Origin of the sequence: Novosphingobium sp. MMS21-SN21R (assembly GCF_031846015.1) — a bacterium.
Classification (GTDB): domain Bacteria; phylum Pseudomonadota; class Alphaproteobacteria; order Sphingomonadales; family Sphingomonadaceae; genus Novosphingobium.
Genome location: NZ_JAVRDU010000001.1, coordinates 211,110 through 222,980 on the forward strand (window position 1 = coordinate 211,110; position 11,871 = coordinate 222,980).

Annotated in this window: 10 protein-coding genes; 7 read left to right on the plus strand and 3 right to left on the minus strand. The window is 63.2% G+C overall.

Annotation, left to right across the window (positions count from 1 at the left end):
• Positions 1 to 71 precede the first annotated feature (71 nt).
• Positions 72 to 1,196, minus strand: coding sequence for a serine hydrolase (locus tag RM192_RS01080; RefSeq protein ID WP_311505675.1), 1,125 nt, complete (start codon positions 1,194 to 1,196; stop codon positions 72 to 74).
• Between the two features lie 32 nt (positions 1,197 to 1,228).
• Between RM192_RS01080 and RM192_RS01085 the strand changes: the two genes are divergently transcribed.
• Positions 1,229 to 1,597, plus strand: coding sequence for a hypothetical protein (locus RM192_RS01085; RefSeq protein WP_311505677.1), 369 nt, complete (start codon positions 1,229 to 1,231; stop codon positions 1,595 to 1,597).
• A gap of 4 nt (positions 1,598 to 1,601) precedes the next feature.
• Here the strand turns inward: RM192_RS01085 and mnmA are convergent, their stop codons facing one another.
• Positions 1,602 to 2,750, minus strand: a complete 1,149-nt coding sequence (mnmA, locus tag RM192_RS01090) for a tRNA 2-thiouridine(34) synthase MnmA (protein WP_311505678.1) — start codon at positions 2,748 to 2,750, stop codon at positions 1,602 to 1,604.
• A 132-nt stretch (positions 2,751 to 2,882) separates the two neighbouring features.
• Between mnmA and RM192_RS01095 the strand changes: the two genes are divergently transcribed.
• From RM192_RS01095 to RM192_RS01120, 6 genes are all read left to right on the plus strand, one after another.
• Positions 2,883 to 3,209, plus strand: coding sequence for a hypothetical protein (locus tag RM192_RS01095; RefSeq protein WP_311505679.1), 327 nt, complete (start codon positions 2,883 to 2,885; stop codon positions 3,207 to 3,209).
• A gap of 14 nt (positions 3,210 to 3,223) precedes the next feature.
• Positions 3,224 to 3,523, plus strand: a complete 300-nt coding sequence (locus tag RM192_RS01100) for a DUF1153 domain-containing protein (protein ID WP_311505680.1) — start codon at positions 3,224 to 3,226, stop codon at positions 3,521 to 3,523.
• A 339-nt stretch (positions 3,524 to 3,862) separates the two neighbouring features.
• Positions 3,863 to 5,068 (plus strand): efflux RND transporter periplasmic adaptor subunit, encoded by a 1,206-nt coding sequence (locus tag RM192_RS01105; RefSeq protein WP_311505681.1) that lies wholly within the window; start codon positions 3,863 to 3,865, stop codon positions 5,066 to 5,068.
• A 6-nt stretch (positions 5,069 to 5,074) separates the two neighbouring features.
• Complete coding sequence (locus RM192_RS01110) at positions 5,075 to 8,239, plus strand: efflux RND transporter permease subunit (protein ID WP_311505682.1); 3,165 nt, start codon at positions 5,075 to 5,077, stop codon at positions 8,237 to 8,239.
• Positions 8,240 to 8,364: 125 nt separating this feature from the next.
• Positions 8,365 to 9,570 (plus strand): DUF445 domain-containing protein, encoded by a 1,206-nt coding sequence (locus RM192_RS01115; protein WP_311508539.1) that lies wholly within the window; start codon positions 8,365 to 8,367, stop codon positions 9,568 to 9,570.
• Positions 9,567 to 10,106: a GNAT family N-acetyltransferase gene (locus RM192_RS01120; protein ID WP_311505683.1), complete on the plus strand. Its 540-nt coding sequence runs from the start codon at positions 9,567 to 9,569 to the stop codon at positions 10,104 to 10,106. Before RM192_RS01115 ends, RM192_RS01120 begins: the two co-directional genes overlap by 4 nt.
• Here RM192_RS01120 and RM192_RS01125 read toward each other — a convergent pair.
• Positions 10,090 to 11,745 (minus strand): ATP-binding protein, encoded by a 1,656-nt coding sequence (locus tag RM192_RS01125; RefSeq protein ID WP_311505684.1) that lies wholly within the window; start codon positions 11,743 to 11,745, stop codon positions 10,090 to 10,092. The two genes, RM192_RS01120 and RM192_RS01125, sit on opposite strands and share 17 nt — an antisense overlap.
• Positions 11,746 to 11,871 lie beyond the last annotated feature (126 nt).

Here is an 11,871-nt window from a genome sequence, read left to right on the forward strand (position 1 = left end):
CCCGGCGCGACTATCCGCCCGATATGTTCGCCATTCCGGCGCCTCGAAGGCGCAGGTAATAGGTCCTGACCCTAGCGGTACAGCGCCACGATATCGGCCAGCCCATCGACGACGGCGCCGCGCTTGTCCTCCTGCGTCTTGCCCATGCGGACAATGACGAGACCAAGGCTCGGACTGACCAGCACGTATTGACCGAGATGGCCGATGCAGGCGTAGAGATCCTTCGGTCCCCGATCGGGGAAAAGCGACGCCTCGCCATGGGTCGGCTTGCGGTTGAGCCACACTTGCGCGCCGTACTGCGCCTCGCGCGGGGATGGCGTGACCATGAAGTCGATCCACTGGCGCGGGATGATCTGCGCGCCACGCACCGACCCCTTGTTGCGGAGGAACTCTCCGAAGCGCGCCCAGTCGCGCGCAGTGCCGTGGATCAGCGAACCGCCGACGAGCGTTCCCGCGCGGTCGAACTCGGGCAGCATTGATTTCATCCGCGCAGGCTCGAACAACCGGGTGCGCAAGTATTCGGCCACGGCGCGGCGGCGGCTTTCGGGATCGGGTGCAGGCGAGAGGACGCGCGCGGCGAGGTCTGCGAGGATCACGCTGGTGGCGGAGGAATACTCGAACTTCCGGCCCGGCTCGGCCTCAAGCGGCTGGTCCTCGGCATAGCGCGCCATGTTATCGCGCCCATCGAGGAACAGCATGCGCACTTCGTCCGATTCGTAGATCGGGTCGATGGCTTCGGAATGGCGCAGCCCCGAGCGCATCTGCAGAAGCTGGCGCAGGGTGATCTCGCCGCGCGGATCGCCCGAGCGCTGCCACGCGGGCACCGGCGCGGTTTCATCGAGACGCAGGCGGCCATCGGACACCAGCATGCCGATCATCACCCCGGTGACCGACTTGGCCATCGACCAGCTGACCAGCCGGGTGTTCTCGTGAATGCCCTCGCCATAGCGCTCGGCAACGATTCGCCCGTTCTTCATCACGATCAGCGCGCGGGTTTCGCCCATGCGTTCACCGAACTGGGCTTCGACAGCGCGCGCGAGCTTCTCGCGGTTGGTGCCGGGCGCCTTGACCACGGCTTTCAGCGCTTCGGCGGAAAGGGGTGGCGGCGGATCGGACGCATTCGTCCCCCGCGAACATCCTGCCACGGCTGGCAGAAGCGCAAGCGCCACGATAAGGGGAAGGGAGCGACGAGGCATCAGGCCAGTCCTTTCGACCAGAACGCGCATCGATGGCAACCGGCAACAACCATTCCCCCACAACTCCGTCGCTGACGATTGCGCCACAACGGACCCGGCGTCTGCGTTGGATCGTGATCGGGCTTGGCCTGATCGCCGTGCTCGTCGCGGTCTTCCTCTCGCCGATCCGCAGCTATGCGACGACAGGCGCGAGCTATGGCGCGCGCGTGGCCTGTTCGTGCCGGTTCGCCGGGGGGCGCGGCCTGTCCGATTGCCGCAAGGACTTCGAGCCGGGCATGGAACTGGTCACGCTGAGCGAGGACGTCGAGGCGCGGAGCGTCACCGCCCGGTTCGCGCTGATTACCAGCGAGACCGCTACCTACCGCGAGGGTTGGGGCTGCGTGCTGGAGCCGTGGAAGTAAAGGGTCAGGTGCCAGGCCGTTCGGTCGATTCGATCCAGCCGCCACCGACAACGCGCTCGCCGGCATAAAGCACGGCCGCCTGTCCGGGTGCCACGCCGTATTCGGGCTGATGAAACCGTATCGTTGTCGTCGCTCCATCGCCGAATGCGCCTTCGAGCGTAACGGGCACGGGCTTGGCCATCGAGCGCACTTTCGCGGTCAGTGGCACGTCTGGCAGCGGGCCGATGCGATTGGTTTCGGTAAGCGTGGCGCGGCCAACGGCGAGCATCGTGCGTGGGCCGACGAGGACCCGGCGATTCGGGGCATCGAGCGCGATGACGAAGAGCGGTTCGGGCTGACCGCCGATTTCCAGCCCGCGCCGCTGGCCGACGGTATAGTGAATGATCCCGCGATGGGGTCCGAGCACTTCTCCGGTGGCTGCGTGGACGATCTCGCCCGGTGCGTCGCCTTCGGGGCGCACCGCGCGCACGACTTTGGCGTAATCACCATCAGGCACGAAGCAGATGTCCTGACTGTCGGGCTTTCCAGCAACCGCAAGGCCGAGCTGCTCGGCAATGCGGCGGGTCTCGCTCTTGGGCATGCCGCCCAAGGGGAAGCGCAAGTAATCGAGCTGGGCCTCGGTCGTGCCGTAGAGGAAATAGGACTGGTCGCGCGCAGGATCGGCGGCGCGGTGCAGTTCCGGCCCGGCAGGCCCGGCCACCCGCTGAACGTAATGGCCGGTGGCGAGGCAGTCTGCGCCAAGATCGCGGGCCATGGCGAACAGGTCGGTGAACTTCGGCCCCATGTTGCAGCGGACACAGGGTATCGGCGTACGACCGGCGAGGTAATCGTCGGCGAACCGCTCGACCACTTCCTCGCGGAAACTTGATTCATGATCGAACACGTAATGCGCGATGCCGAGCCGGTCGGCAACGGCACGGGCATCGCGGATGTCGTCGCCCGCACAGCAAGCGCCCTTGCGCCCGGTGGCGGCGCCATAGTCATAAAGCTGCAATGTCACGCCGATGACTTCGGCACCGCTGGCGGCAGCGATTCCTGCCACGACCGAGCTGTCGACGCCGCCCGACATGGCCACGACGATGCGCCGTGCGGCCAGCGGCACGGCAAGGTCGAACAGCGAGGGCAGGTCGGGAAGTGAAGTAACTGCGGGCATTTGCCGCCCTTAGGCGTTTTCGCACAGCAAGGCAAAGCGGCGACTTGTGCGGGCGCGGGAGCATGAACAAAAGTTAAATACGCCCTTTACCGGACCTTAGCTGTCTGCCGCCTAATAGGGTCGGCGATGGACATGAGCTTCAACAATCCCGGCCAATTCGTCCCGGCAGACGCCGGAGCGGGACTGCGCCTGCTGACGTGGCACGACCTGTGCTCGCGGATCGCCGCGATGCAGGACTTGCGCCGTATCATGGCCAAGGCAGGTCATGCAGACGAAACGCTATCGACCGGCAGCTTTGACGGACGGACTGCCCGAATCATTGCATCGGGATTTTCAGGCGTTTCGGCGCAATCGGGGGGTGATGAAGGTGTTGTTAACCCAAACTCTTCAGTGAATGGCAAAGCGCCATCGGGCACACCGGAAATCACAGATGGTCGCCCTGCGGCCGGGCCTCGCTGACGTACGAGACTGACATGATCGAAAACCAGAAAATCCGTCCGGCGCAAGTCATTGGCCCCTTGGGCGAACCGATGACGCTGGACAGCCTTCCCCCGCCGACGACTACGCGTTGGGTCGTGCGCCGCAAGGCCGAAGTCGTGGCCGCGGTCAACGGCGGCCTGCTGACCATCGACGAGGTGTGCGAGCGCTACAGCCTGACGCTCGAGGAATTCGCGTCATGGCAGCGGGCGGTCGATCGTTCGGGCATGCAGGGTCTGCGTGTGACGCGCATCCAGCACTACCGCGATCTCTACGAGCGCCAGCTCAAGTACTGACGAAGTTCATTCCACGTCATTTACGGCGGCCGTCTTCCTTCAGGAAGGCGGCCGTTGTTCTTTGGTGCAGGCGATGCCTGGCCCAGCCTTTATTCTTGCTCGACTGCGGCAGGGCGTTACAAAAAGTTACAGGTGCAAGAAAGACACGACTGCCATTTCGGCATAAGTCCTTCGTCGAGACGGAATTGCCACTGATCGTATCCAAGTCTATTGCGGCGCATTGACCTACCATATCGGTGGCGCCGCGATGCTTGCGGCAGGTGCGTTGCCGTAGTAACACACCAGCTCGAGCAAACAGGGGCCGCCTCGAACCGGCATGGGACGAAGGCTTTGAAAAACATGAATTACGAAACGACCATCGATTCCCAAGGTGCTCAAGCCCTCGGCGCATTCGCCGATGGAGAAGGCGCCGCGCCGCCGTCACGTCGCAAGTGGATCATCGGCGCCTTCGCGGTGCTGGCCCTGATCGCGGCCTGGTGGGCGATGCATGGCTCGGACGGAGCGGCGGACGGTGCCAGCCAGACGGCGCAGGCGCAGGTCGTGACCGTGGTTGTTCCGGGCAAGACGACGATTGTCGGCGCAATCACGGCCAGCGGCACGATTGCTGCGCGGCGCGAGATGCCTGTGGGCGTTGCCGGTGAAGGCGGGCAGGTGGTGCAGGTGCTGGTCGATGCCGGTGACTGGGTGCGTGCCGGGCAGGTCCTGGCCGTGATCGACCGGTCGGTGCAGAGCCAGCAGATCGCCAGTCAGTCGGCTAACATTGCCGTGGCTGATGCCGATGCGCGGCTCGCTCAGGCCAATCTTGACCGTGCGCTCAAGCTGGTCGCCAAAGGATTCATCTCGAAAGCCGACATCGACCGGCTGACTGCGACCCGCGACGCCGCGAACGCGCGTGTACGGGTCGCCCGGGCCAGCCTTGGTGAGCTTGGTGCACGCGCTGCGCGGCTCAACATCGTCGCGCCTGCTGCAGGACTTGTGCTGACCCGCGCCGTCGAGGTCGGTCAGGTCGTGAGTTCGGGCAGCGGTGTGCTGTTCTCGCTCGCGCGTGACGGTCAGATGGAAATGCAGGCGCGGCTTGCCGAAGCAGAGCTGGCGCGCCTTGCGGTGGGCAACACCGCCGAAGTTACACCGGTCGGCACGACCCGCGTTTTTACCGGCCAGATCTGGCAGCTTTCGCCCACGATCGACGCGCAGACGCGCGAGGGCATCGCGCGCATTGCGCTCGCCTACGATGCGGCGCTGCGCCCCGGTGGTTTCGCCAGCGCGAGCCTGCGTTCGGGCACGATCACCGCGCCGCAGCTTCCCGAATCCGCCATTCTCAGCGATGACAAGGGCGCGTTCGTCTATGTTGTCGGCAACGACAAGAAGGCACAGCGCCGTGATGTGAAGACCGGCGGAGTCAGCGCAGATGGCATTGCCGTGATCCAAGGGCTTTCGGGCAACGAACGCGTGGTCCTGCGCGCAGGCGGCTTCCTCAATCCGGGCGATCCGGTGGAGCCCACGATCGCCCAACCGGCTGCGGCCCAATCTTCTGCGTCGAAGTAAGCGGGCATGAATTTCCAGAACATCTCGGCCTGGTGCATCCGCAACCCGGTCGTCCCACTTGTCCTGTTCATCGGTCTTACCCTGGCCGGGCTGCTCTCATTCTCGCAAATGAAGGTGCAGGACAACCCGGACATCGAGTTTCCGATCGTGATCGTATCGATCTCGCAACCCGGTGCCGCGCCCACCGAAATTGAAAACCAGATTACCCAGCGGGTTGAAGCTGCCGTACGCTCCATCGCAGGGGTGGACACCCTGACTTCGACGGCATCGGAGGGCAACAGCCAGACGATGGTGCAGTTCAAGATCGGTCAGGACATCAATGCCGCGGTCAATGAGGTCAAGAACAAGGTCGATCAAGTCCGCAGCGATCTGCCGGAAGGCATTCTCGAGCCGCAGGTTTTCAAGGTCGAAACGTCGTCCGAGCCGATTGCCTATATCGCGGTAGCTGCCGATGACATGACGCTCGAGCAACTGTCGTGGTATATCGACGATACAGTTGCCAAGCGGCTGCTTACCGTAGCAGGCATGGCAGAAGTCAGCCGGTCAGGCGGGGTCAATCGCGAAATTGCGGTGACGCTTGATCCGATGCGCATGAATGCGCTCGGCGCGACTGCCAGCCAGATCAACGCGGCTCTGCGGCAGGTCAACATCAACGCAGCAGGTGGCCGGACCGAAGTGGCCGGGTCGCGCCAATCGGTGCGCGTGCTGGGCAATGCGCGAACCGCGTACGACCTGTCGCAAACTGAAATCGGGCTTTCCAGCGGGCGCACCATTCGTCTGGCAGATGTCGCCGATGTCAAAGACAGCTACAGCGAGATCACGTCGATCGCCAAATTCGACGGCAAGCCTGTTGTTACTTTCGCAATTTCGCGCGCGCGTGGCGAATCAGACGTTTCCGTCTACGATGGTGCGACGGCTGAAATGCGGAAGCTTGAAGTCGAACAGGGCGGAAAGATCCACTTCGTGGAGCTTTTCACGTCGGTGAAATATACCAAGGATCAGTACCGCTCATCGATGAATGCGATGGTCGAAGGCGCTGTGCTGGCGGTCATCGTCGTGTTCTTCTTCCTGCGTGATTGGCGGGCGACCATCGTTTCAGCCATCGCCATTCCACTTTCATCGATTCCAACCTTCTGGGTGCTCAACCTGATGGGGTTCACCCTCAATCAGATGTCACTGCTGGCACTGGGTCTGGTGGCGGGTGTTCTGGTCGACGACGCGATTGTGGAGATCGAGAATATCGTGCGGCACATGCGCATGGGTAAATCGGCTTACCAGGCCTCCATCGACGCTGCGGACGAAATCGGTTTGGCGGTCGTCGCAACGACGTTCTCGATCGTCGCGGTGTTCTTCCCGGTTTCGCTGATGCCTGGCGTTTCCGGACAGTTCTTCAAGAACTTCGGCATGACTGTGGTGATAGCCGTCCTGTTCTCGCTGCTGGTTGCGCGCATGATCACGCCGATGGTGGCAGCCTACTTTCTCAAGTCGCACGGCGAAGCCGAGCATGGCGGTGGAGTATGGATGGACCGCTACATGAAGGTGTTGGGCTGGTCGCTCGACACCTCCAAGGTCGCGGCCTATCGTGCAGCCAATCCCCGCCGCCGCTTCCTCGCGCGGTTTCGTGATCATCGCGTCTGGATGATGGGGGTTGGTTTCGTTGCGCTGATGCTGACGGTGCTGCTGGGCATGACGATTCCGGCGCAGTTCTTCCCGGATACCGACAGCGATTCGAGCCGGGTGAGCATCGAAATGGTGCCTGGCACCACGCTTAAACAGACCGAGGCCAAGGTCAGCGAAGTTGTCGCCATTCTCGCCAAGGAACCGGAAGTACAATCCGCGCTGGAATCGGTCCGCGAAGCAAAGGCAAGCATCTACCTGAACCTTCACGCAGACCGCGCGCGGTCGAGCCTCGACTTTGAACGCGAACTCACGCCAAGACTCCAGAAAATATCGGATGCACGCGTCAACTTCCTGTCGAATGGCCCGAGCGGACCCGGCGGAGGATCCGGGCGTCCGATCAGCGTCATGCTGGCCGGTTCAAATCCGGAACTGCTGCAAAAGACGGCGCAAGCTCTGGTGGACCAGATGAGCGGGCTGAAGGAAGTCATTGCTCCGCGCATAAGTGCTGATCTGCGCCGTCCTGAAATCATCATCACGCCGCGGCTTGATCTCGCGGCCAGTCTCGGCGTGACGACGCAGGCGCTTAGCCAGGTGATCCGCATCGCAACCCAAGGCGAAATCGATCAGAATAGCGCAAAGTTCTCGCTGTCCGATCGCCAGGTGCCGATTCGCGTGAAATTGCCAGAGGCTTCGCGGCGCGACCTCACGACTATCGAGAACTTGCCGGTGCCGACTGCATCGGGCGGGGCCGTGCCGCTTTCGCGGGTGGCCGAGATCAGCTTTGGCTCGGGTCCGACTCAGATCCAGCGCTACAATCAGAACCGCCGTGTATTCGTGGGTGCCGATCTCCCTTTGGGCGTTGTCAAAGGCACGGCGATGACTGCGATCATGAAACTGCCGATCATGCAGAACCTTCCGCAAGGCGTGTCCAACACTGCAGCAGGCGAAGACAAGTTCCAGGCCGAAATGATGATGAACTTCGCGGTTGCGCTGGGCGCAGGCGTGTTGCTGGTCTTCTCGGTGCTGGTTCTGCTTTACCACAGGTTCATCTCACCATTGGTAAACATGGGATCGTTGTTCCTGGCGCCACTCGGCGGGCTGCTCGCAATCATGGTGACGGGGAAGTCGCTGTCGATGCCGGTGTTCATCGGCATTCTGATGCTGTTCGGTATCGTTGCGAAGAATTCGATCCTGCTGATTGATTTCGCCATCGAGGAAATGGCCGCAGGCAAATCAAAACTGGAAGCTATAATCGAGGCCGGACACAAACGCGCCCAGCCAATCGTGATGACCACCGTAGCCATGGTCGCAGGCATGATCCCGACTGCCGCTGCGATCGGCGGCGATTCCGGTTGGCGTGCGCCGATGGGCATCGTGGTGATTGGAGGGCTGACACTGTCGACGCTCCTGACCCTGCTCATCGTTCCCGCTGGCTTCAGCCTAGCCGATGGTCTTGAGAAGCGGATCGGGCCGTGGTTGGCGCGCAAGGTGCTGGGCTATGAACCGGGGCACCGGAACGAACCTGCGCCCGAGGCATTCCCGGCGGAGTGATCGAAACCCCGCCAGAGACTGCCGTGGATGTAATCCCGGCCCCCGATGTCGGCTCCCGACGCGCCGCCGCTAACGGGCGGACATTGAAAGCGCTGGCAGCTGTTCCGGTGGACCGGGCGCGGCGAATGCGCGTTGTGGCGACCTGCCTGCTGGTGGCCATGGCGGTGACGTATGGCATCGCCCGCCAGTTTCAGGACTTGCACCCGGCGCTCGGCTTTGTCCGGGCCTTTGCCGAGGCGGCGATGGTCGGCGGCCTTGCCGACTGGTTTGCGGTGACCGCGCTGTTCCGCCACCCGCTGGGCCTGCCGATCCCGCACACGGCGATCATTCCCGAAAACAAGGACCGCATCGCCGATACGATGGCGGCATTCCTGCAGAGCAACTTTCTAACGCCGCAGGTCGTCGCGCGGCGTATGGGCGCGGTCAACGCGGCGGCTGCAGCAGGCGCATTCCTGGCCGACCCGCGCACTGGTGAGAGCCGGTTGCGTGATGGCGCAGCCGGATTGATTGCCGACATTCTTGAATCGCTCGACCCCGAGGAACTGGGCGGGCTGGCCAAGAATGCCTTGCGCCGCCAGTTCGAGAAAATCGATCTTGCCCCGTTGCTTGGCCAGTTGCTTGGCGCGGCGATTGCCGATGGGCGGCACATGGCGGTGATCGAAAGCGTGATCCGCAAGGCCGCCGAGACGATCGAGGCGAACGAGCCGCTGATTCAGGCGATGATTCATGAGCGCGCGAACACGATCCTGCGCTGGACCGGGCTGGATGAGAAACTCGCCAATGCAGTGCTTGATGGCCTGTACAAGATGCTCGCCGAAACGCTCGTCGTGCCCGACCACCCTTTGCGCAAGAAGATCGAGGAAGGGCTGGAGACGCTCGCGCATGATCTTGTCCATGATGATGCCGTGCAGGCGCGCGTCGAACAGATGAAGCTTGAAGTGCTGGCCAACCCAGCTTTCGCCCGCTGGCTGGATGGCTTGTGGGAGCGGGGACGCACGCGCCTGCTACAGCTTGTGCGCAATCCGGAAGGTGCGCTTGGCGGGCAGTTCGGCGCAAGCCTTGCCGAACTCGGGCAGGCGTTGCAGCGCGACGTTGCGCTCCAGCGCGTGGTCAACCGCTTTGCCCGGCGGACGATGGTCGGCGTGGCAACGCGTTACGGTGCGCAGATAGTGCGGCTAGTGTCCGAGACGGTTAAACGCTGGGATGCCCGCACCGTGACCGACCGGATCGAAGGCGCAGTCGGGCGCGATCTCCAGTTCATCCGCATCAACGGCACACTTGTCGGCGGTCTGGTCGGCCTGGCGCTGCATGCGCTCGATCTGCTGCTGTGACGCAGGGGCCGATGCTACAAACCGAGCGGCTTGTCCTGACCGTACCGGGACGCGACGATTATCTTGTCCTGCGCGATCTCGTTGCCGATCCCGAAGTGCATCGCTTTCTCGGGCCGCGTCCTGACGATCCAACCACCGACATGTTCTCGCGCGCGCTGCGTGCTGCCGGATCGTGGCAGCTCTATGGCTATGGTCTGTTTCTGGCGTGGGAGCGGACGAGCCGCGATTTCGTCGGCCAGATCGGTGTGTTCCATTCGATGCGCGGCTTTGGCAAGGGTATGGACGATGTGCCGGAAGCGGGCTGGATCCTGGCGAGAAAGCATTGGGGCAAAGGCTACGCGGCCGAGGCGATGAAGGCAGCGCTGGCGTGGTTCGATGTCGCCATCAGCACTCCGCGCATCGCCTGCATGATCGAGCGCGACAATGTGGCGTCTCATGCGCTGGCAGGGCGGCTCGGCTTTGAACGCTACGACGAGCATGCGCTGGACGATGGCGTCATGGTCGACCTGCTCGAGCGGGTCAGGCCTGCGGCGTGACCGCGTCCAGCAAGGCGACTGCGCGGCGCTGGAGATCGTCGATCGTGAAAGGCTTGGTCAACACGGCAATGCCCGGCTCCATGCGCTCGTTCTGCAGCACCGCAGTATCGGCATAGCCCGTCACGAACAGCACCTTCAGTCCGGGCTGGCGGCGCCTGGCTTCGTCGGCAACCTGACGGCCATTGACCCCGCCGGGCAGGCCGACATCGGTCACCAGCAGATCGATTTCCGGACTCTGGTCGAGCAGGGCAAAAGCGGATGCGCCATCATGGGCTTCGATGCAGCGGAAATCCATCAGGCCGAGCGCATCGACCATCATCATCCGGACGGTCGGCTCGTCGTCGACGACCAGTACGCTTGCACCGGCGCGGGCGACGCCTCTGGCGTCCGCGTCTGCGGCGGCGGCAAGCTCGGCCGGACCGTCGTGGCGGGGCAGGTAAATGCGCACCGAGGTGCCTTGGCCGGGCGTCGAACGTATCCGCACCAGCCCGTTGCTCTGGCGCGCAAAGCCGTAAACCATTGAAAGGCCGAGGCCGGTACCACGGCCCATCGGCTTGGTCGTGAAGAACGGCTCGAACACCCGTTCGAGGTCTTCGCTGGCGATGCCGACGCCGGTGTCGCTGACGGTCACGGAAATATAGTCGCCGGGCAGCATTCCGCGCTCTTCCGCGCCAGCCTGGTCGAGTGTGACGTTCAGCGTTTCGATGGTGAGGACGCCGCCATCGGGCATGGCATCGCGCGCGTTGATGCAGAGATTGAGCAGGGCATTCTCAAGCTGGTTGGCATCGACCAGTGCGGGCCAAGCATCGTAATCGGATGCAACCTTGACCGTGATTTCGGGACCCACCGTGCGGCCAACCAGCTCGATAAAATCGGCAAGAAGCGCGTTGACGCTGGTCGGGCGCGGCGACAGGGTCTGGCGGCGGGAAAACGCCAACAACCGGTGGGTGAGCGAAGCGGCGCGCCGCGCGGCGCCAAGGCCTGCGGTGACATAGCGTTCGGCGTCGGGAACGCGCCCTTGCTCCATCCGCCGCGCGATCATCTCGAATGATCCGGTGATGCCGGCGAGCAGATTGTTGAAATCGTGTGCAAGCCCTCCGGTGAGTTGCCCGACGGCTTCCATCTTCTGGGCCTGCCGCAGCGCCATCTCCGCCTGTTCTCGCTGAGCGAGGGCATCGGCAACACGCTGTTCGAGCGTCTCGTTGAGCTGGTGCAGGGCCTGCTCGGCGAGAACCTTGTCGGTCACGTCCTTGAACAGGACCGCGACCAGCCGGTTCTCAAAAGGACCCAGACGGAACGAGGATACCTCGAGGTGGCGACTGGTGGCGACAAGTTCGTTGCGGAAGCGGATCGGCTCGCCGGTGCGCAGGACCTTGCCGTAGAACGCGATCCAGTCGTCGGCCTCGTCCGGAACCATATCGCGCAGGCGTTGCCCAACGACATTGGGGATGCCTGTGTGGCGTTCGTAGGCGGCGTTGGCGATGATGTGGATGTAGTCGCTGAGCGGTCCGTGCGGGCCGTCGAGAAATTCGATGACGCAGAAGCCATCATCCATGTTCTCGAACAGAAGACGGAAGATTTCGCTATCCGAGCCTGACGGGTTCAGCGACGCAATATCGGACGGTGCACTCCCGCTCACCGTTGGCGCAACAGGTTACGGGCGAAGCGAGCGATACTCATCCGGCGTGAAACGTCGCGGAGAGCGCATGGTTCCCGGTTCTAGCGAAATAAATAAACCAATGCGAAAAAGGCCGGAAGGTTTCCC